16 protein-coding genes and 1 pseudogene are annotated in these 19,952 nt (G+C 66.8%); 7 read left to right on the top strand and 10 right to left on the bottom strand.

Annotated elements, in window-relative coordinates; all coding sequences use genetic code 11:
- Nucleotides 1-24 precede the first annotated feature (24 nt).
- The 5 genes from bioB to PVZ77_RS00935 form a co-directional block, all read right to left on the bottom strand.
- The gene (gene bioB / locus PVZ77_RS00955) at nt 25-1,074 is read right to left on the bottom strand and encodes a biotin synthase BioB (RefSeq protein WP_007159868.1); all 1,050 of its coding nucleotides are present in this window, start codon (nt 1,072-1,074) and stop codon (nt 25-27) included.
- Between the two features lie 502 nt (nt 1,075-1,576).
- The gene (locus PVZ77_RS00950) at nt 1,577-3,127 is read right to left on the bottom strand and encodes a phospholipase D family protein (RefSeq protein WP_273805666.1); all 1,551 of its coding nucleotides are present in this window, start codon (nt 3,125-3,127) and stop codon (nt 1,577-1,579) included.
- Nucleotides 3,124-4,404 (bottom strand): NAD(P)/FAD-dependent oxidoreductase, encoded by a 1,281-nt coding sequence (locus PVZ77_RS00945; protein ID WP_273805667.1) that lies wholly within the window; start codon nt 4,402-4,404, stop codon nt 3,124-3,126. The genes PVZ77_RS00950 and PVZ77_RS00945 overlap by 4 nt, the downstream gene beginning before the upstream one ends.
- 36 nt (nt 4,405-4,440) lie before the next feature.
- Nucleotides 4,441-5,250 (bottom strand): class I SAM-dependent methyltransferase, encoded by an 810-nt coding sequence (locus PVZ77_RS00940; RefSeq protein ID WP_273805668.1) that lies wholly within the window; start codon nt 5,248-5,250, stop codon nt 4,441-4,443.
- A 71-nt stretch (nt 5,251-5,321) separates the two neighbouring features.
- Complete coding sequence (locus tag PVZ77_RS00935) at nt 5,322-5,810, bottom strand: Lrp/AsnC ligand binding domain-containing protein (protein ID WP_007159864.1); 489 nt, start codon at nt 5,808-5,810, stop codon at nt 5,322-5,324.
- A 157-nt stretch (nt 5,811-5,967) separates the two neighbouring features.
- On the opposite strand from PVZ77_RS00935, the gene dadA reads away from it, so the two are divergent.
- The 4 genes from dadA to PVZ77_RS00915 all read left to right on the top strand — a co-directional run bounded on the left by dadA (nt 5,968) and on the right by PVZ77_RS00915 (nt 9,497).
- Nucleotides 5,968-7,266 carry a D-amino acid dehydrogenase gene (gene dadA / locus PVZ77_RS00930; RefSeq protein ID WP_273805669.1) on the top strand — a complete coding sequence of 433 codons (1,299 nt, stop codon included), beginning with the start codon at nt 5,968-5,970 and terminating at the stop codon, nt 7,264-7,266.
- A complete protein-coding gene (locus PVZ77_RS00925; RefSeq protein WP_273805670.1) occupies nt 7,241-7,597 on the top strand; it encodes a RidA family protein in 357 nt (118 codons plus the stop codon). Before dadA ends, PVZ77_RS00925 begins: the two co-directional genes overlap by 26 nt.
- A gap of 92 nt (nt 7,598-7,689) precedes the next feature.
- On the top strand, nt 7,690-8,760 hold the full coding sequence (alr, locus tag PVZ77_RS00920) for an alanine racemase (RefSeq protein ID WP_273805671.1): 1,071 nt from the start codon (nt 7,690-7,692) through the stop codon (nt 8,758-8,760).
- Nucleotides 8,761-8,942: 182 nt separating this feature from the next.
- A complete protein-coding gene (locus PVZ77_RS00915; protein ID WP_273805672.1) occupies nt 8,943-9,497 on the top strand; it encodes a cupin domain-containing protein in 555 nt (184 codons plus the stop codon).
- A 348-nt stretch (nt 9,498-9,845) separates the two neighbouring features.
- Here PVZ77_RS00915 and PVZ77_RS00910 read toward each other — a convergent pair whose 3' ends face one another.
- Nucleotides 9,846-10,427, bottom strand: coding sequence for a DinB family protein (locus PVZ77_RS00910; protein ID WP_273805673.1), 582 nt, complete (start codon nt 10,425-10,427; stop codon nt 9,846-9,848).
- A 127-nt stretch (nt 10,428-10,554) separates the two neighbouring features.
- Here PVZ77_RS00910 and PVZ77_RS00905 point away from each other — a divergent pair, with 127 nt between their 5' ends.
- Together PVZ77_RS00905 and PVZ77_RS00900 are read left to right on the top strand one after the other, a co-directional pair.
- The gene (locus PVZ77_RS00905) at nt 10,555-11,532 is read left to right on the top strand and encodes a hypothetical protein (RefSeq protein ID WP_273805674.1); all 978 of its coding nucleotides are present in this window, start codon (nt 10,555-10,557) and stop codon (nt 11,530-11,532) included.
- Nucleotides 11,533-11,816: 284 nt separating this feature from the next.
- The gene (locus PVZ77_RS00900; protein WP_273805675.1) at nt 11,817-14,417 is read left to right on the top strand and encodes a cellulase family glycosylhydrolase; all 2,601 of its coding nucleotides are present in this window, start codon (nt 11,817-11,819) and stop codon (nt 14,415-14,417) included.
- Nucleotides 14,418-14,522: 105 nt separating this feature from the next.
- Here PVZ77_RS00900 and rep read toward each other — a convergent pair whose 3' ends face one another.
- Together rep and PVZ77_RS00890 are read right to left on the bottom strand one after the other, a co-directional pair.
- Nucleotides 14,523-16,535, bottom strand: a complete 2,013-nt coding sequence (rep, locus tag PVZ77_RS00895; protein WP_273805676.1) for a DNA helicase Rep — start codon at nt 16,533-16,535, stop codon at nt 14,523-14,525.
- 59 nt (nt 16,536-16,594) lie between these two features.
- Nucleotides 16,595-17,287, bottom strand: a complete 693-nt coding sequence (locus PVZ77_RS00890) for a hypothetical protein (protein WP_273805677.1) — start codon at nt 17,285-17,287, stop codon at nt 16,595-16,597.
- Nucleotides 17,288-17,459: 172 nt separating this feature from the next.
- Between PVZ77_RS00890 and PVZ77_RS00885 the strand changes: the two genes are divergently transcribed.
- The gene (locus PVZ77_RS00885; RefSeq protein ID WP_273805678.1) at nt 17,460-18,044 is read left to right on the top strand and encodes a flavin reductase family protein; all 585 of its coding nucleotides are present in this window, start codon (nt 17,460-17,462) and stop codon (nt 18,042-18,044) included.
- Nucleotides 18,045-18,083: 39 nt separating this feature from the next.
- On the opposite strand, the gene PVZ77_RS25955 is transcribed toward PVZ77_RS00885, so the two are convergent.
- The gene (locus PVZ77_RS25955; RefSeq protein WP_405046453.1) at nt 18,084-18,809 is read right to left on the bottom strand and encodes a methyl-accepting chemotaxis protein; all 726 of its coding nucleotides are present in this window, start codon (nt 18,807-18,809) and stop codon (nt 18,084-18,086) included.
- Nucleotides 18,783-19,928 (bottom strand): annotated as a pseudogene (locus PVZ77_RS25950) (methyl-accepting chemotaxis protein); the annotation flags it as partial. The pseudogene PVZ77_RS25950 and the gene PVZ77_RS25955, both read right to left, overlap by 27 nt.
- Between the last annotated feature and the right edge of the window lie 24 nt (nt 19,929-19,952).

Below are 19,952 nucleotides of genomic sequence, written 5' to 3'. Positions count from 1 at the left end.
GGTAGAAGCGGGGCGGGGCGTGGGTCAGGCGGTGGCGGCGTCGTAGAAGAGTTCGCTGTTGCGCTGTTCCACCAGGGCCTGCTCGATGGCGGCCTGGTGCACCTCGTCGGCGTGCTCTTCGCGGGCTTCGGGCTGGATGCCGAGGCGGGCGAACAGCTGCATGTCCTTGTCGGCCTGGGGGTTGCCGGTGGTCAGCAGCTTCTCGCCGTAGAAGATGGAGTTGGCACCGGCCAGGAAGGCCAGGGACTGCATCTGCTCGTTCATCTGCTCGCGACCGGCGGACAGGCGCACATGGGACTTGGGCATGAGGATGCGTGCCACCGCCAGGGTGCGGATGAAGTCGAAGGGATCGACGTCCTTCTCTTCCGCTAGCGGGGTGCCCTGCACCTTGACCAGCATGTTGATCGGCACCGATTCGGGGTGCTCGGGCAGGTTGGCCAGCTGGATCAGCAGGCCGGCGCGATCATCCACCGACTCGCCCATGCCGAGGATGCCGCCGGAGCAGATCTTCATCCCGGCTTCACGGACGTAGGCCAGGGTCTGCAGGCGCTCGCCGTAGGTGCGGGTGGTGATGATGTTGCCGTAGAACTCCGGCGAGGTGTCGAGGTTGTGGTTGTAGTAGTCCAGGCCGGCGTCGGCCAGGGCGCGGGTCTGCTCCTGGTCCAGGCGGCCCAGGGTCATGCAGGTCTCCAGGCCCAGCGCCTTGACGCCCTGCACCATCTGCAGGACATAGGGCATGTCCTTGGCGGACGGGTGCTTCCAGGCGGCGCCCATGCAGAAGCGGGTCGAGCCGATGGCCTTGGCCTCGGCGGCCGCCTCCAGCACCTTCTGCACCTCCATCAGCTTTTCCTTTTCCAGGCCGGTGTTGTAGTGGCCGGACTGGGGGCAGTACTTGCAGTCTTCCGGGCAGGCGCCGGTCTTGATCGACAGCAGGGTGGAGACCTGCACGCGATTGGGATCGAAGTGCTGGCGATGCACGCCCTGGGCCTGGAACAGCAGGTCGTTGAAGGGCTGCTGGAACAGGGCGCGGACTTCGGCGAGAGTCCAGTCGTGACGCAGGGCGGTAGCGCTCATGGGAGATCCTCGATGCATTGAAACGGCCGGGTGCCGGAGCGGGGCCGATGAATGCGGTCGACCTTAGCCGAAGTCTGGGTTGACTACTGCTCATAAAATGAGCAATTGCCGGATTTTTTGCAGGGAGATTGAGGGCGTCGCCGGTTTGGCTTGATCGCAGCGAAGCTGAACAGGGCTGGCGTGGTGCTGATCGTTGGGCTTCGACGGTGGAGCTGTCTCAACCCAACCTACGGTACGGAGGAGTGGGCGCGTAGGTTGGGTTGAGCGCCAGCGAAGCCCAACAGGGTCGGCACGACGTGGGTAGTTGGGCTTCGACGGTAGGGCTGTCTCAACCCAACCTACGGTGCGGAGGAGTGGGCGCGTAGGTTGGGTTGAGCGCCAGCGAAGCCCAACAGGGTTGGCACGGCGTGGGTTGTTGGGCTTCGACAGTGGAGCTGTCTCAACCCAACCTACGAGCTAGCCCCCTCTCCCCTTGGGAGAGGGTTGGGGGGGAGGGCGAAGCCTAGAGCATCCGCTCCAGCCCGACCGCCTTGACCACCCAGGCGTTGAAGCGACGCCAGGCGCTGCCCGGTTCGTGGTGCAGCACCCGTGGCTGGCCGTCGCGCTCGCTGACCCATTCCAGCCGCACCCGCCCCCGATCATCGACGCGCCTGACCGCATAGGAGACGCTCGGGTCCATGCCCTGCAGCATCAGCTGGCGCAGGCGACCGGTGAGGGCCGGGCTGTCCACCAGGATGCCGACCTCGGTATTCCACAGCACCGAGCGCGGATCGAAATTGAAGGAGCCGATGAAGGACCAGCGCCCGTCGATGGCCATGGCCTTGCTGTGCAGACTGGATTCGGATTCGCCAAAGCTGTAGGGCAGGGCGGATCGTTTCTGGTCCGGGCGGGCGCGCAACTCATAGAGCTTGACCCCCTGGGCCAGCAGGGCCGCGCGATAGGGCGCATAGCCGGCGTGCACGGCGGGCACGTCGGTGGCCTCCAGGGCGTTGGTCAGCACCCGGACCTCCACGCCGCGGGCGGCCAGGCCACCCAGGTAGGCGACCCCCTGATTCATCGGCACGAAGTAGGAGGAGACCAGCAGCAGTTCGCGCTGGGCGCCGTCCAGGGTCGGTTGCAGCTGATGGGTGAGCAGCAGTTGCCAGTCCGGTTCGTCCTCGGCCAGCACCTTGCGCGGCGCATCCCAGAACGCCTGGGCGTGGGCCCAGGTCAGCTCCCGCAGCCAGCCGTCGAGCTGGGGCGCGGTGGCGTAGCGACGCAGGCGGTTGTACAGCGCCAGGTCGCGGGTGCGTTCGCTGTCGAGGTAGTGGTGCAGCCGCGCGCGCAGTCGCACCAGGGCGGTGGGCGAGGGGGCGAACCAGCGCAGCCGCCGGGCCGGCTGGCTCAGCGGACTGTTCCAGTACTGGTCGAAGCTGGTGCCCAGCTGGCGCGCCACCGGACCGGCGGCGAGCAGATCGAGATCGGTGAAGTTCATCTCCGGGCGGGCATCGAAGTACTCGTCGCCCAGATTGCGGCCGCCGACGATGGCCACGCTGTCGTCGGCCAGCCACAGCTTGTTGTGCATGCGTCTGTGCTGATGGTTGAGATCCACCAGGCGGCCCAGGGCTCGGGTCGGACCGGTGCTGCGACCCAGGTGCAGCGGATTGAAGACGCGGATCTGCACATTGGGATGGGCCGCCAGCACGGCGATCTGGTAGTCGTTGCCGTCGCTGCTGGTGTCATCGATGAGAAAGCGGATGCGCACGCCGCGATCCGCCGCCTTGAGCAACTCGTTGACCAGCAGCCGCGTGGTGAGGCCGTCGTGGACGATGTAGTACTGGATGTCCAGGCTGCGCTCGGCCTTGCGGATCAGCTCGGCGCGAGCGGTGAAGGCGTCGGTGCTGGTTTCCAGCAGACGCAGACCCGACCGGCCCGGGTGCGTGGCGCCGGCCGCGCGCACCTGGCTGTCGAGGGCGGTGCCGGCGACCGGCAGGACCTGGGAGGCGTGGCGCGGAATCGGGGTGGCGCAGCCGGCCAGCAGCGCCAGCAGCAGAGGCACGACCAGACGGATCACAGGCTGTCCTTGAGGCGATACCAGAGCATGCCCAGGGCCAGCAGCGGCGACCTCAGGTGGCGACCGCCGGGAAAGCGCGCATGGGGCACCTGGGCGAAGAGATCGAAACCGGCCGACTGGGCCAGGATCGCCTCGGCGAGCAGGTGACCGGCCAGGTGGGTGGCGTTGACCCCGTGGCCGGCATAGGCCTGGGCATAAAAGACGTTGGGATGCTCGCGCAGCCGACCAATCTGCGGCAGGCGATTGGCGCCGATGCCGATCATGCCGCCCCAGGCGTAGTCGATGCGGACGTCGGCCAGCTCGGGGAACACCTCCAGCATCTTCGGCCTCATGTAGCCGGCGATGTCCCTGGGATCGCGCCCGGAATAGTGGCAGGCACCGCCGAACAGCAGGCGGCGGTCGGTGGAGAGGCGGAAGTAGTCCACCGCCACGTTCTGGTCGCAGACCGCGCGATTGCCCGGCAACAGGCGCGCGGCGCGTTCGGCGGACAGCGGCTCGGTGGCGATCACATAGCTGCCGGCCGGCAGCACCTGGGCGGCGAGATCGGGTTGTAGGTCGTCGATATAGGCGTTGCAGCAGAGCACCAGGGTATCGGCCGAGACCTGGCCGCGGGCGGTATGCACCCGCACCTTGGGGCCGTATTCCAGGCGGGTGACCTGGCTGTCTTCGTGCAGCTGTACGCCCAGCGCCCGGGCCGCGGCGGCTTCGCCGAGGGCCAGGTTGAGCGGATGCAGGTGGCCGGAGCCCTCGTCCACCAGAGCGCCCTGGTAGCGGTCGGAGCCGACCACTTCGGCCAGCTGGGCCTTGGGCACCAGGCGCAGCGGATGGGGATAGCCCAGGGCCTGCAGCGCGGCATGCTCCTCCTGCAGGTGCTGCCAGTGGCGCGGCTTGTTGGCCAGGTCGGCGAAGCCCCAGGTGAGATCGCAGTCGATGCCATGGCGGGCGATGCGCTGGCGGACCCGATCCACCGCCTCGAAGCCCAGCCGCTTGAGTTCGCGCACCCCTTCGGCACCGACGACCGATTCGAATTGCTCGACGTCATGGCCGACGCCGCGGATCAGCTGGCCGCCGTTGCGGCCACTGGCGCCCCAGCCGATGCGGCGGGCCTCCAGCAGCACCACCCGGGCGCCGCGCTCGGCCAGTTCCAGGGCGGTATTGAGCCCGGAAAAGCCACCGCCGACCACGCAGACATCGGCCTGGACCTCGCCCTCCAGGGGCGGAGCACTCAGCGTCTGGTTGGCGGTGGCGGCGTAGTAGGAAGGCGCGTGGGGCTGCATGGAAGACAGAGGTCGGCTGGGGACAAGAGGACCATGCTAAGCCGTCGGGCGTTGAGCCACCAGGGTATAGCTCATCGGCAACTGGGCGGCCTGGCCGATGTAGCGGTCATAGTCGGCCTCGCGATTGGAGTGCGGATGCTCCTCCAGCCGTTGCAACCTCAGGCCGGCATCCAGGCAGGCGGTGACGATGGCGCCCAGGGTGTGGATGTGCCAGTAGCTCGGCGCGCCGTGTCCGTGATCCAGACCGTCGTAGGTGATGAGGTCCTCGCTGACCAGCGGCTCCCGGCGGAAGTAGCTGTAGTGCGGCACCAGCGGCTGGTCCGCGTGGGGCTCGAAGACTTCCAGGAAGGGATGGGTCTCGTAGATCACCAGGCGTCCGCCCGGCGCCAGCAGGCCCTGCACCGCGGCGAAGAAGGCCGGCAGGTCCGGCATCCAGTTCAGCACGCCGATGGTGATCAGCACCAGGTCGTGCTGGCCGAGCCCGGCGGGCAGGGCGTAGATGTCGGCCGCCACCAGCCGCGGCGCCAGGCCCGCCGCCGCGGCCAGCTGCTCGCCCTGGGTGAGGAAGGTCGGCGACTGGTCGATGCCCAGTGCGGGCCGGGCGCCAAAGGACGCCAGGGAGAGCAATTCGCGGGCGTTGTTGCAGCCCACCTGTGCGCAACTCAGGCTGCGGATGTCCAGTCCGGAGAGGGTGGCGGTCAGGCAGGCGTCGAGGACCGAAAAGCCGGGTTGCCGGGCCTGTTCCAGCAGGCGCTGCCAGTCCTCGCCCTGGGCATGGAGCGGCGCCGACACCTCCCAGGCCTGGCGATTGGCGGCGGTGATGAGTTGGCGTTGGCGGGGGTCCATGGGCTGCCTCCTTGGCGATCTGACGAAAGACCGCAGCCTAGACGGTGATCCCCGGGATCGCCAGGCGAGCGCTAGTCCGGCACCGGCAGGCTCAGGGTCTCCTTGATCTCTTCCATCACGATGTAGCTCTTGGATTCGCGCACGTGGGGCAGCTTGAGCAGGATGTCGCCCAGCAGCTTGCGATAGGAGGCCATCTCGGAGATGCGCGCCTTGACCAGGTAGTCGAATTCGCCGGAGACCAGGTGGCATTCCAGCACCTGGGGCAGCTTGAGCACAGCGCGGCGGAATTCCTCGAAGGTGTCGCCGGACTTGTAGTCCAGGCTCAGCTCGACGAACACCAGCAGGCCGGCCTTGAGGTGCTGCGGATTGAGGCGGGCGTTGTAGCCCTGGATGATGCCTTCGCGCTCCAGCCGGCGGACACGCTCGGTGCAGGGCGTGGTGGACAGCCCCACCCGTTCGCCCAGCTCGGTGAAGGAGATGCGGCCATCGTCCTGGAGGATGCGCAGGATGTTGCGGTCGATCTTGTCCAGCTCGCGTCTGGCCTGGTGATGGGTACGCATCGCGGGGGTCTCTGCCAAAGGGGGCTTTACCGGAAAATTACTCCGAATATAGGCAATTCTTCAGTGATTAGCACTGCGAGCGGCTTTCTATACTTGCCGTATCTGCCTTCATTCCGACGAAAGCCGGCGAAATCCTCTCACCGGCCAGGAGCTAGCGATGCGTGTACTGGTTCTGGGTAGCGGCGTCATCGGCACGACCAGCGCCTACTATCTGGCCCGTCAGGGTTTCGAGGTGGTCGTGGTCGATCGCCAGGCCGGTCCCGCCCTGGAGACCAGTCATGCCAACGCCGGTCAGGTCTCGCCTGGCTATGCCTCGCCCTGGGCCGCGCCCGGCGTACCGCTCAAGGCGCTGAAGTGGCTGTTCCAGAAGCACGCGCCCCTGGCCATCCGCCTGACCGGCGACAGCAGCCAGTACCTGTGGATGGCGCAGATGCTGCGCAACTGCACCGCGGCCCGCTACGCGGTGAACAAGGAGCGCATGGTGCGGCTGTCCGAATACAGCCGCGACTGCCTCGACGAGCTGCGCCAGGACACCGGCATCGCCTACGAAGGCCGCCAGCTGGGCACCACCCAGATCTTCCGCACCCAGCAGCAAGTGGAGGCCGCGGCCAAGGACATCGCCGTGCTGGAGCGTTCCGGCGTGCCCTTCGAACTGCTCGACCGCGAGGGCGTGGCCCGGGTCGAACCGGCGCTGGCAGCGGTCAAGCATAAGCTGGCCGGCGGCCTGCGCCTGCCCAACGACCAGACCGGCGACTGCTTCCTGTTCACCAATCGCCTGGCCGAGGAGGCCCGCCGCCTGGGCGTGGAATTCCGCTTCGGCGCCGAGATCCAGCAACTCAGTGCCAATGGCGATCGCATCGATGGCGTCAGGGTCGATGGCGAACTGCTCACCGCCGATCACTACGTCCTGGCCCTTGGCAGCTATTCGCCGCACCTGCTGGCGCCCCTGGGCATTCGCGCCCCGGTCTATCCGCTCAAGGGCTATTCGCTGACGGTGCCCATCGTCGATGCCGCCATGGCGCCGACCTCGACCATCCTCGACGAGACCTACAAGGTCGCCATCACCCGCTTCGACGACCGTATCCGTGTCGGCGGCATGGCCGAGATCTGCGGCTTCGACCTGAGCCTGGACCCGCGTCGCCGCGCCACCCTGGAAATGATCACCGGGGACCTCTATCCTCGCGGCGGCGACCTCGCCCGGGCCAGTTTCTGGACCGGTCTGCGGCCCGCCACCCCGGACGGGACCCCCATCGTCGGCGCCACCCGCTATCGCAACCTGTTCCTCAATACCGGGCACGGGACGCTGGGCTGGACTATGGCCTGCGGCTCCGGTCGCCTGCTGGCCGATCTGATCGCCCGCAAGCAGCCGCAGATCAGCGCCGAGGGTCTCGACATCTCCCGTTATTCCGCTACCCAGGAGTCCTCGCGCAATGCCCGTACAGCGTCTGCACACTGATCGCCGCCTCAGCGAAATCAATATCCACAACGGCACCGTCTACCTAGCCGGCCAGCTGGCCGACGACTTTTCCGGCGACATCTACCAGCAGACCCGCGAGACCCTGGCCAATGTCGACAAATTCCTCGCCGAGGCCGGCAGCGACAAGCAGCACATCCTGGTGGTGACCATCTTCCTGCGCGACATCGCCCTGCACTTCGAGGGCATGAACCGCGCCTGGGACGAGTGGGCCGCCCAGGGTGCCACCCCGGGTCGCACCACCGTCGAAGCCAAGCTGGCCAAGCCGGACATCCTGGTGGAAATGAACATCATCGCCGCCGTCAAGGTGTAAGACCGCTGTTGCCCCTCTCCCCAGGGAGAGGGCCGGGGTGAGGGCGCTGTTTAGCCCTCCTGTCCCTCACGCTTCCTTTGCCGAGACCTCCCATGCGTCCCGCCCGCGCCGTCATCGACCTCGCCGCCCTGCGCCAGAACTATCGCCTGGCCCGTGAACTCTCCGATGCCCGCGCCCTGGCGGTGATCAAGGCCGATGCCTATGGCCATGGCGCCGTGGCGGTGGCCAGCGCCCTGGCCAAGGAGGCTGACGGTTTTGCCGTGGCCTGCATCGAGGAGGCGCTGGAGCTGCGCGCCGCCGGTATCCGCGCGCCCATCCTGCTGCTGGAAGGCTTCTTCGGCGTCGACGAATTGCCGCTGATCGTCGAGCACGATCTCTGGACGGTGATCCATGCCGACTGGCAACTCCAGGCGGTGGAACGGGCCACCCTGGCGCGGCCCCTGCAGGTCTGGCTGAAGCTGGATTCCGGCATGCACCGGGTCGGCTTCTTTCCCCAGGACTACGCCGCCGCCTACGGGCGACTGCTGGCCAGCGGCAAGGTCAGCGGCATCGTCAAGCTGACCCACTTCGCCCGCGCCGACGAACCGGACAGCCCGGCCACCGCGGCGCAGATCGCCACCTTCCGCGCGGCCACCGAGGGCCTGCCCGGCCCCACCAGCCTGCGCAATTCGCCGGCGACCCTGGGCTGGCCCCAGGCGGCCGGTGACTGGGTGCGCCCCGGGCTGATGCTCTATGGCGTCTCGCCCTTCGCCACGGCCCAGGCCGCTGCCGAACGACTGCAACCGGTGATGACCCTGACCTCGCGGGTGATCGCCGTACGCGAACTGCCGGCCGGCGAGCCGGTGGGCTATGGCGCGCGCTTCGTCACCGCCGGGCCGACCCGGGTCGGCGTGGTCGCCCTGGGCTATGCCGACGGCTATCCGCGCCATGCGCCCAACGGCACCCCGGTAGCCATCGAAGGCCGTCCCGGCCAACTGATCGGCCGGGTATCCATGGACATGCTCACCGTCGACCTCACCGATCACCCCCAGGCCAGGGTGGGCAGCGAGGTGGAGTTCTGGGGCCGCCAGGTGTCGGTGGCGGACCTGGCGGAACGCTGCGACACCATTCCCTATCAGCTGCTGTGCAACCTCAAGCGGGTGGCGCGCAGCTATCGCGATTAGGCCCTGGGCAGGGCCTCCGGGCGCTGCCGCCGCCAGGCGAACGCCCTGCGGGGGCCGCACGTCCGTCGTGGTGTTGTAAATCTCGAACAGCGTTGCCATGATGCTGAACACCGTGCCGCGGCACGCCTTCAGCGCGTGGCCTGGCCACGTCTCACCCGCCTGCTCGAGGAGTCTTTCCCACCTTGGACGTCGGTGCCCGCCTGCAAACCATCCGTACCCTCAAGGGCCTCTCCCAGCGCGAACTCGCCAAGCGTGCAGGGGTGACCAACAGCACCATCTCGATGATCGAGAAGAACAGCGTCAGTCCTTCCATCAGCTCGCTGAAAAAGGTGCTGGCCGGGATTCCCATGTCCTTGGTGGAATTCTTTTCCCTGGATCTGGAGCAGGACACGCCGACCCAGGTGGTCTATCGCGCCAATGAGCTCATCGACATCGCCAGTGGCGCCCATACCGTGCGCATGCGCCTGGTCGGTCGGGCCCATCCCAGTCGCGCCCTGGCCTTTCTCGACGAGACCTATCCGCCCGGCGCCGACACCGGCGAAGAGATGTACGCCCATGAAGGCGAGGAGGCCGGCCTGGTGGTGGAAGGCCGCCTGGAGCTGACCGTGGGCGGCGAGGTGCACATCCTCGAACCCGGCGACAGCTACTACTTCGAGAGCAGCCGCCCGCACCGCTTCCGCAATCCCTTCGAAGCCCCCGCCCGGCTGATCAGCGCGACCACGCCGGCGAATTTCTGAGCACCCGCAGCGCTGCGGTTGTAGGGGGGAAAACGGCGCAGCCTTTTCCGCGTTGAAGCCGGTGCAGGGTGCACCCCTCACCCCAACCCTCTCCCGGAGGGCGAGGGGGCTGTCCGAGTGGGCGCTCGAGTTCCTCTGGCCATGTAGGGTGGAAAACGGCGTAGCCTTTTCCACGTTGAGGGCGGTGCCCGGGGCGGCCCTCACCCCAACCCTCTCCCGAAAGGAGAGGGGGTTGTCCGAGTGAGCGCTCGAGTCCGTAGGTTGGGCTGAGACAGTTTCATCGTCGAAGCCCAACATTGCCGCCACGCTGAGGCAAGGCCTGTCGGGCTTCGCTGCGCTCAACCCAACCTACGGGTCAGTCCCCCACAGCTCCCCTTCCTCGATCCCCAGCGCCGCCAGCTCCGCCCGGCGGAGCGGTTCGTCCTGGGCGAGAAAGAATTCGTCCAGTTGCGGTGGCGCCACGCCGCTGGCCAGGAGCAGGGCGTGGGCCTGGCCGCGGTGGTGCAGCTGGTGCACGAAGAGGTGCTGCAGGGTGCGCAGTCGCTGTTCCCGTACCGGGCCGCTGACGCGGGGCAGGGTGATGAGCTGGGTCAATTGCTGCGGACCGAGCCTGCGGCACAGGGCGACGAGGCGCTGGTCACTGGCGATCTGGGCCGCACGCAGCGCCGCCAGGTCAGGCCAGTCGGTATCCTGGTAGGGCCGGGGCTGGTCGTGCAGCGCATCGAGATAGAAGCGATCGACATCGAGCAGATGGCCGAGCAGGGCCCAGAGCGAGCCGAAGAAGGCGGCGGGTTGGTTCGCCCGCAGGGCGGCGACCGGCAACAGGGCGCAGGCCGCCAGCAGGCGGTGGTTCGACCAGCGATTGTTGCAGGCCTGGGCCAGCAGCAGGGTGGTGGTCATGGACAGGTCCTCGGCAAGGCGCGCGGACACCTACTGTAACCTGCGGCGATGTGGTGGAGGTCGCAGCCTGGGCAGCCTGGGCAGCCTTGGCATTGAGCCGCTGCCGGCACTTTGCCATGCTCCGCCGCTCTGCTCTTTATCTGCAAGGATGCGCCCGATGCCTAGAATTTCGCCCTGGTTAGGCCTGGTCGCCGCCCTGTGCCTGGGTGCCCCGGTCGGGGCCGCCGAATCCGTCTCCCTGCCCGACCTGCCCTACATCCCCCTGGGCGTGGTCGGCCACGACAACAACGCCGCCTATCCCGATGCGCAGATGGAAAGGCGCCTGCAGCTGCTCGACCGCTACAACCTGCGCAGCTATCGCTCGGGTGAATTCCTGCTGCTGGACCTGCCACGCCTGGATCGCCTGGTGGCCCTGGCCCGCCAGTACCGCATCACCCTGCGACCGGTGATCACCCAGCAACTGACCCAGGCCCAGGCCTATGCCCTGGCCAAACGCTACGCCAAGGACATCAAGGTCTGGGAGATCGGCAACGAGCAGGACTATTCGCGGGTCGGCGCCGGCATCCGCATCAGTCGCCTGGTGGACATCTATCGCGGTATCCGCCGCGCCTCCGACGAGCTCAACGCCGGCCTCGAGACCACCATCAACGTGATGTCCTGCAACCCCGACGATCGGGGCGCCAAGGCCCGTTGTCCGGGCGATCGCCTGGGGTCCATGTGGTTTCTCGATCAGGCCCGGGCCGCCGGCTTCGCGTTCGACTACATCAGCTTCCACTATTACCCGCACTACCACGATCGCGGCCGCTGGATGGATCTCTACCTGGGGCAGATGCGCGCCATGGCGGAAAAGTACCGGACGCGGATCTTCTTCAACGAGGTCAATTGCGGCGAGATCTACCAGGGCGCCACCGATGGCGGTCGACCGGGGGATCGCGGCTGCCATGACAGCCTCGAAGCCATCCTTTCCGAGCTCAATGGGCGCTATCGCGACATCGTCCGCGAGATCAACGTCTACGAATTGCTCGACGAGCCGACCCATCCGATTGCCCATGAGCGTCACTTCGGGCTGATGTACGACCTGGACCGCCCAAAACCGGTCATGGAACTGATCCGCCGCTATGCCGGCCAGCCCTGAGCCGCCAGAAAGCGGACGAACCTGACTTCACTGCGAGAACAGGTCTCTTGGGTGACCGAGTGGTCACCGACGAACGGTAGACAAAGTGCCATCATCGGCACCGTACATCTGGCAAAACGCTGCGTTTACCCCTGCTTCGTGATGGCACGGGTTCTTATTGGTCTAGCGCTTGCACTAGGCTTTGCAGGTGCTAGGGAAACGATCTTCCCCGGCAGTTTTCCTGCTGTACCGAGGTGGGATGCACGGATCGAATCGCGCACCTCGGCCTATCTGGTTCCTTCTTGATGACAATCCTTAGCTCCATCTCCCGCCGCCTGCCGCGTCAGGCGCTGCTGTTGCCTGCCCTGTTCGCCACCGCTTCGCTTGCCACCTCCGCCCAGGCCGTTGACCTGGTCGGTCTCAACTTCTCCGGCGCCACCTTCGCCGCCCAGGTACTGCCAGGTGTCAACGACCGCAACTTCATCTTCCCGGCCGAGAGCCATTTCCAGCAGTGGAGCGCCAAGGGCGTGAAGCTGGTGCGCTTCCCCATTCTCTGGGAGCGCCTGCAACCGTCCATGGGGGTCAATTTCGATCCCACCTACGCCGGCCTGGTCGATCGCACCCTGGGCTACGCCCAGAAGTACGGCGTCAAGGTCATCCTCGATCTGCATAACTACGCCCGCTACCAGGGCAAGGTCATCGGCGCGGGCGAAGTCCCCTACGAAGCCTTCCAGAATCTCATGACCCGCGTCGCTCAGCGCTGGGGCACCCATGCGGCGCTCTATGGCTACGACATCATGAACGAGCCCCATGACGCCGTGAGCAACTGGCCGACCGCCGCCCAGTACGGCATCAATGGCGTGCGCGCGGTCGATTCGACCCATCCGATCTTCATCGAAGGCAACGGCTGGGCCGACACCACCCGCTGGCCGCAGTGGAACGATACGCTGCTCAAGCTCAACGACCCGGCCAACAACCTGATCTTCATGGCCCAGGCCTTCTTCGACACCAGCCTGAACGTGGCGACCCTCTCGCCCGGCTATGGCGTCGAGCGCCTCAAGCCCTTCGTCACCTGGCTCAAGGCCAACAACAAGCGCGGCTTCATCGGCGGCTTCGGCGTACCTGACACGGATGCGCGCTGGTTGCCCATTCTCGACGGCATGCTGGCCTATCTGAAGCAGAACTGCATTCCGGCCACCTACTGGGCCGCCGGCCCGGGCTGGGGCACCTACAACCAGGCGGTCGAGCCGATCAATGGCAAGGAGCGTCCGCAGTGGGCGGTGCTGGCCAAGTACCTGGACAAGGACAGCTGCGCCGGCATCGGCCCGCAGGTGACCCCGACGGCCGCCACGCCGCCCAAGACCGAGACCGCCACGGGCGGTGCGACCGCGGGCACCACCGGCGGGACCGGGGCCACTGGCACGCCCGGAGCGACCACCGGCACCACCACCGGCGCCGCACCGGCCACGGGTACCAGCACCACGGGTGCCACCGCGGGCAGCACGCCCATGGCTGGCGCCGTCACTGGCACCACTGCCAATGCCGCGACCTCGTCCAAGCTGACCACCGTCGAGCAGCTCTACCTGGCCTACTACGGCCGGGCAGCCGATGCCGGTGGCCTCAACTACTGGGCCTCGCGCCTGGCTGGCGACATGAGCGTCGAGCAGCTGGCGGCCAACTTCGCCGGCAACAGCGAATCGACCGCCCTCTATGGCTCGCTGAGCGGTGCGGCCCTGGTCAACCAGGTCTACCAGAACCTCTATGGCCGCAGCGCCGACAGCAGCGGCAGCGCCTACTGGACCAGTCGCCTGGCCAACGGCGTCACCTCGCGCGCCAACCTGCCGCTGGAGGTCATGCGTGGCGCCGCGGGCGACGACAAGACCGCCTTCGACAAGAAGGTGAACACCGCTCTGGCCCAGGGCACCACCACGACCACGCCGACCCCCGCGGCCAGCGTGCAACCGGTGCAGAACGTGGTCCTGCCGGTCGCCAGTGGCAGCGTCTCCTCGGCGCCGCTGACCGGCTACAAGAACATCCCCCTGGGGGTGGTCGGCCACGACAACAGCGCCGCCTATCCGCCTGCCGAGATGGAGGGCCGCCTGCAGCTTCTGGCGGCGCGCAATCTGCGCACCTATCGCTCCGGCGAGTATCTGGTGACCAACCTGCCCGAGCTGGATCGGCTGGTGTCCCTGGCGCGCAAGTACAACATCACCCTGCGGCCGGTGATCACCCACAAGCTGACCCAGGCGCAGGCCTACACCCTGGCCAAGCGGTACGCCAACGACATCAAGATCTGGGAGATCGGCAACGAGCAGGACTACGCCAAGGCGGGTGCGCAGGATCGCATCAACACCCTGGTCGGGATCTATCGCGGCATCAAGCAGGCCTCGGACGAGCTGGGCGCCAACCTCAAGACCACCATCAACGTGATGGCGTGCAACTCGGATGACCGCACCACCACCTCCCGTTGCCCGGGTGATCGCAATGGGGCCATGTGGTTCCTCGACCAGGCCAAGGCGTCGGGCTTCAACTTCGACTACATCAGCTTCCACTACTACCCCTATGTCGACGACAAGGGCTACTGGATGGACATGTACCTGGGCCAGATACGCGCCATGGCCAACAAGTACAAGACCAAGGTGTTCTTCAACGAGATGAACTGCGGCAACGTCTACCAGGGCAACACCGACGGCGGCCGTGACGGCGATCGGGCCTGCTACGACAGCGTCAAGCAGATGCTCACGGTGCTCAACACCAGCTACAGGGACGTGGTGGCGGAGATCAACGTCTACGAACTGCTCGACGAGCCGACCCTCTCGGTGGTCCACGAGCGCCACTTCGGGATGATGTATGACCTCAAGCGTCCCAAGCCGATCTTCGACATGGTGACCAGCTTCGCCAAGTAAGTCCCCGGCGCGGCCACACCACCGCCCCCGCTGCCTGACCGGTAGCGGGGGCGGTGTCGTTTTGGGGGAGCGGTAGTGGGTGAGGGTCATTGCCGGAAGAAATCCTCAACCCCGCTTGAGCATCGCCCGCATCGCCGCCAGGGCGTCGTTGCCGCGGGCGGCCTTCTGTTCCTGGGGCGCTTCTTCCAGGCCTTCCCACTGCAGGTCCTCGGGTGGCAGTTCGTCGAGGAAGCGACTGGGGGTGCAGTCGATCAGCTCGCCGTACTGCTTGCGCCGGGTGGCGTAGGTGAAGGCCAGGGTCTGGCGCGCGCGGGTGATGCCCACGTAGGCCAGGCGGCGCTCCTCCTCGATGGTGTCGGCCTCGATGCTGGAGCGGTGCGGCAGGATTTCCTCTTCCATGCCCATGATGAACACATAGGGGAATTCCAGGCCCTTGGAGGCGTGCAGGGTCATCATCTGCACCCCGTCGGCGCCTTCCTCTTCTTCCTGCTGGCGTTCGAGCATGTCGCGCAGGACCAGCTTGGCGATGGCGTCCTCGATGGTCATCTGGCCGTCTTCATCCTTTTCCAGGATGTTCTTCAAGGCATCCAGGAGGAACCAGACGTTGCCCATGCGGAAGTCGGCGACCTTGTCGGAGCTAGCGTTCTGGCGGATCCAGTTCTCGTAGTCGATGTCCATCACCATGCTGCGCAGGGCGCCGATCGGGTCCTCGCCCGCGCAGTTCTTGCGGACCCCGTCCATCCAGCGCTTGAAGCGCGACAGGCGTTCGGTGAAGCGGGCGTCCAGGTGCTCGCCCAGGCCGATCTCGTCGGCGGCGGCGTACATCGAGCGATCCCGGCTGCCGGCATAGTTGCCGAGCTTTTCCAGGGTGGTGGAGCCGATCTCCCGGCGCGGCACGTTGATGACCCGCAGGAAGGCGTTGTCGTCGTCCGGATTCACCAGCAGGCGCAGGTAGGACATCACGTCCTTGACCTCCTGGCGGGCGAAGAAGCTGGTGCCGCCGGAGAGCCGGTAGGGAATCTGGTGGTGCTGGAGCTTGAGCTCCATCAGCTTGGCCTGGTGGTTGCCGCGATAGAGGATGGCGAAATCCGCGTAGGGCCGCTGGGTCTTGAGGTGCAGCGTGAGGATCTCCAGGGCGATGCGCTCGGCCTCGCCATCCTCGTTCTTGCAGCGCAATACCCGGATTGGATCGCCGTGGCCCATCTCGCTCCACAGCTGCTTCTCGAACACGTGGGGGTTGTTGGCGATGAGCACGTTGGCGCACTTGAGGATGCGACTGGTGGAGCGGTAGTTCTGCTCCAGCATCACCACCTTGAGCGAGGGAAAGTCGTCCTTGAGCTGCATCAGGTTTTCCGGTCGCGCGCCGCGCCAGGCGTAGATCGACTGATCGTCGTCGCCCACCACGGTGAACTGGGCGCGCTCCTGCACCAGCATCTTCACCAGCAGGTACTGGCTGGTGTTGGTGTCCTGGTATTCGTCCACCAGCATGTAGCGGATGCGATTGCGCCAGCGCTCCAGCACCTCGGGATGCTCCTGGAACAACTTGACCGGCATCAGGATGAGGTCGTCGAAGTCGACCGCGTTGTAGGCCTTGAGGGTGCGCTGGTAGTGCAGGTAGACCACCGCGGCGGTCTGCTCCTTGGGCGTGCGCGCCTTTTCCAGGGCTTCTTCCGGCAGGATGAGGTCGTTCTTCCAGTTGCCGATGTAGTTCTTGATCTCGTCCAGGCCGTCGTCGCCCTGGTATTCCTTCTGCATGATGTCGGTGAGCAGCGCCTTGATGTCGCCCTCGTCGAAGATCGAGAAGCCCGGCTTGTAGCCCAGGTGCACGTACTCGCGGCGGATGATGTTCAGCCCGAGGTTGTGGAAGGTCGAGACGGTCAGGCCACGGCCCTCGCCGGCTTTCAGCAGGCTGGCCACCCGCGCCTTCATCTCGCGCGCCGCCTTGTTGGTAAAGGTCACGGCGCAGATGTACTGGGCGCGGACGCCGCACTGCTGCACCAGGTAGGCGATCTTGCGGGTGATGACGCTGGTCTTGCCGGAGCCGGCACCGGCCAGCACCAGCAGGGGACCGCTGATGTAGGCCACGGCTTCGGCCTGGCGGGGATTGAGCTTGGACATGGCGGACCGGGGTGACGACGCTGGGCGGGGGATTCTACCAGCGCCGGTCAGCCCTGGTCTCAGGGCTTGGGCGGTGGCGCGACGAAGGTCAGCTGGCGCGGATAGCCGTACTTCTCGCCGGGCAGCACCGGGCTGTCGAGGAACACCCCCATGCTGCGGCCGAATTCGCTGACGTGGGTGACGGCATAGTCCTGGCCGTCGGCCAGGCGGACGATGGCGCCCGGCTTGAATTCCTCGCGATTGCGCTCGGTGACCGGGATGGAAATGCCGGCGGCCTTGCGGTAGATGCCCTTGAGCCAGTCCTGGTTGGTGAAGTCGTTGATCGGGGTGTTGAAGCGCCCCGGCAGGCGCTGCAGATGGCGCCCGGTACCGGGGGCGTCGTCCACCGCCAGGCGCCGGGGATAACCCACGGCCTCGGCATCCAGCGGCTTGCCCTCGATGAACACGGCCAGGTTGTCGCCGACCCGCTGGACCTCGGTGATGGCGCGCCACTCACCGTCGCCCAGCTGGACCTGCCGTCCGCTGATGAAGCCCTCGACGTTGGCCGGGGTCGCCGGAATAGTCACGCCGGCCACCCGGCGCAGGACGCCACGATCCCAGTCTTCGTTGCTGAAGTCGTTGATGGAGCTGGAGAGGAGTGGCTGGGTAGCGGAAGTCGCGTGCGATGGGCTGGCGGTCTGTGCCTGGGCCAGCGGCAGACCAAGACAGCAGGCGCAGAACAGCAGGGCGGAGAGAGCCAGGCGAGTGGGCATAGAGGTCATCCTTAACGCAGGTTTCTTGTCGGTCCCATACCGGGAGTGGGCGATAGACCCTTGATGTCCCCCGGCGTTTGGCGAGCGCGGCGCAAAGCGGCAATTTTTCACCCGCGCGGCGCCGAACGGCAAGGGCTGCGTTAACCTGGGCTTTTCCCGCGGGAGTCCATCCATGAATTCGACCCTTGCCGCCGTCCCCCTGTCCAAGGCCTATCGCCTGCTCAACCACGGTCCCACGGTGCTGGTCAGCGCCGCCCACGCCGGCCGGCGCAACGTCATGGCCGCGGCCTGGGCCATGGCGGTGGATTTCGAGCCGGGCAAGGTGGCGGTGGTGCTCGACAAGCAGACCTGGACCCGCGAACTGCTGGAAGCCGAGGGCAGCTTCGTGCTCAGCGTGCCCTGCGCCGACCAGGTGGATCTGGTGCAGACAGTAGGCAATACCAGCGGTCGCGAGCTGGACAAGTTCGCCGCCTACGGCATCGAGACGCTGGCCGGCGAACAGGTTGGCGCGCCGCTGATCGCCGACTGCGTGGCCTGGCTGGAATGCCGCTTGCTGCCCGAGGCGCACAACCAGCAAGGCTACGACCTGTTTCTCGGTGAGGTACTCGCCGCCCGGGCCGATACCCGGGTGTTTCGCGAAGGCCGCTGGGATTTTCGCGGCCAGGATGGCCTGCGCACCCTGCACCACGTCGCCGGCGGTCACTTCCTGGTGATCGGCGACGGTATCCAGGGGCAGATGCTGAAGCCGAAAGCCTGAGACCGCCGACGCCAGTGCCTGGCGCTGGCGCGGCCGGGGTCAGACGCGGAAGCGCGCGACCATCTGCTGCAGATCGCCGCCCAGGCGGGCCAGTTCGTTGACCGATGCCGCGGCGTGGGCGTTGGCAGTGGCCGATTCCTCGGCCAGGCCGCTGACCTTGACCACGTTGCCGTTGATTTCCTCGGCCACCAGGCTCTGCTCCTCCACCGCGGTGGCGATCTGCTGGTTGAGACCCTGGATCTCCGCTACCGCCTGGTAGATGACCTCCAGGGCGCGCTCGGCGTCCTGGGCCAGGGTCACGGTGCCCAGGGTACGGTCGCGACTGGCCTGCATCCGCGCGCTGGCCTCGGTGGTGCCCTGCTGCAGGGTGGCGATGAGTTCGCCGATTTCCTGGGTGGACTCCTGGGTCCGCTGGGCCAGGGAGCGGACCTCGTCGGCCACCACGGCAAAGCCGCGGCCCTGTTCGCCGGCGCGAGCGGCTTCGATCGCGGCGTTGAGCGCCAGCAGGTTGGTCTGCTCGGCGATCGCCTTGATCACGTCGATGACGCTGCCGATGCGACCGCTGGCGGTGTCCAGGCGCTCCATGGCAGCGCCCAGGCCCTGCACCTCTTCGGCGGCCAGGGTGATTTCCTGGGCCGCGCGCTTGACCGTGCGACTGCCTTCGCGGGCCATGCTGTCGGCGTTCTGCGCGGCGCTGGAGGCGTTGGCGGTGTTTTGCGCGACGTTGTGCACCGTGGCCGCCATCTCGTTCATGGCGGTGGCCACCTGATGCATCTCGTCGCGCTGCTGGGTGGCGCCGCGGCTGGTCTGGACGCCAAAGGCCGAGAGTTCGTCGGCCGCGCTGCTGAGCTGTCCCACGCCGCTGGCGATGCCACTGACCAGCTGGCGCAGGTCATCGGCCATGGCCTGGGTGGTGCGTTGCAGTTCGCCCAGCTCGTCACGCCGATTGATCTCGCTGCGCTGGGTGAGATCGCCAGCGGCGACGCGCTTGAGCATGGCCATGGCGGTCGCCAGCGGCTGGGTGATCTGGCGGGTGATCAGCCAGGCGGCGGCGATGCCGATCAGCAGGGCGATCAGGCTGCTCAGCAGCAGCTTGAGCAGGGCGGCCTGGCGCTCGGCCGCGGCGGACTTGAGCTGGCCTTCGCCCAGCTGGTCCAGCAGCTGCACCAGCTTGTTACCCTGCTCCTGGAGGCTGGCAACGGCGGCCTGGGCCTGGCGATTCTGGGCGACGATGGATTCGAAGAAGGCGCGATAGCGGGTCACGTCCTGGGTGGCGCTGTAGAGGCGCGCGGCGGTGTCGCCGTCGATCTGCTTCTGGGCGCTGGCCAGGGTCTTGAGCAGCTCGTCGATGACCTTGAGGGTCGCCTGGGACTTGCTGTCATCGGGGGTGCCGAGGAAGCGGCGGATGGCCAGGCGCACCCCGACCATCTGCGCCTTCATCTCGGCCATGGCCTTGAGGTCGGCGGTGCTGTAGCTGCCACCCGGAGCAAAGACCAATTCGAACAGCTGGTCGAGGGTCTCGGTAACGGTATCGGAGACCCGGGTCAGTTCCTTTTGCGCATCGGCGCTGGTCTGGTTGGCCTGTTGCAGGGCAGCGAAGCGCTCCTGATAGGTCTTCATCTCCTGCTGGATGCTGCCCAGGATGGCGACGTTGGCCGGGTTGGTCAGCAGGGTGAGGCCCTTGCCGATGTCTGCCGTCACCCTGGCCAGGGTGGCCTGTTGCCGGGTGCCGTTGGCGGCGCTGGGATCGAGCAGATAGGCCTTTTCGTCGATCCTGACGTCGAGCACGTCGGCCTTGAGCTGACCGCTGTAGCGCGTCTTGTTGATGCGCTCGAGCAGGGTGTTGGCGGTGAAATAGCCGAACAGAGCCACCACCGTCACCATGACCAGCAGGGCACCGAAGCCCAG

Origin of the sequence: Pseudomonas sp. SHLD1, assembly GCF_028640935.1 — a bacterium.
Classification (GTDB): domain Bacteria; phylum Pseudomonadota; class Gammaproteobacteria; order Pseudomonadales; family Pseudomonadaceae; genus Chryseomonas; species Chryseomonas aestiva.
Note: the sequence above shows the minus strand (reverse complement) of the source record. Positions and strands in the feature narration are given on the sequence as shown.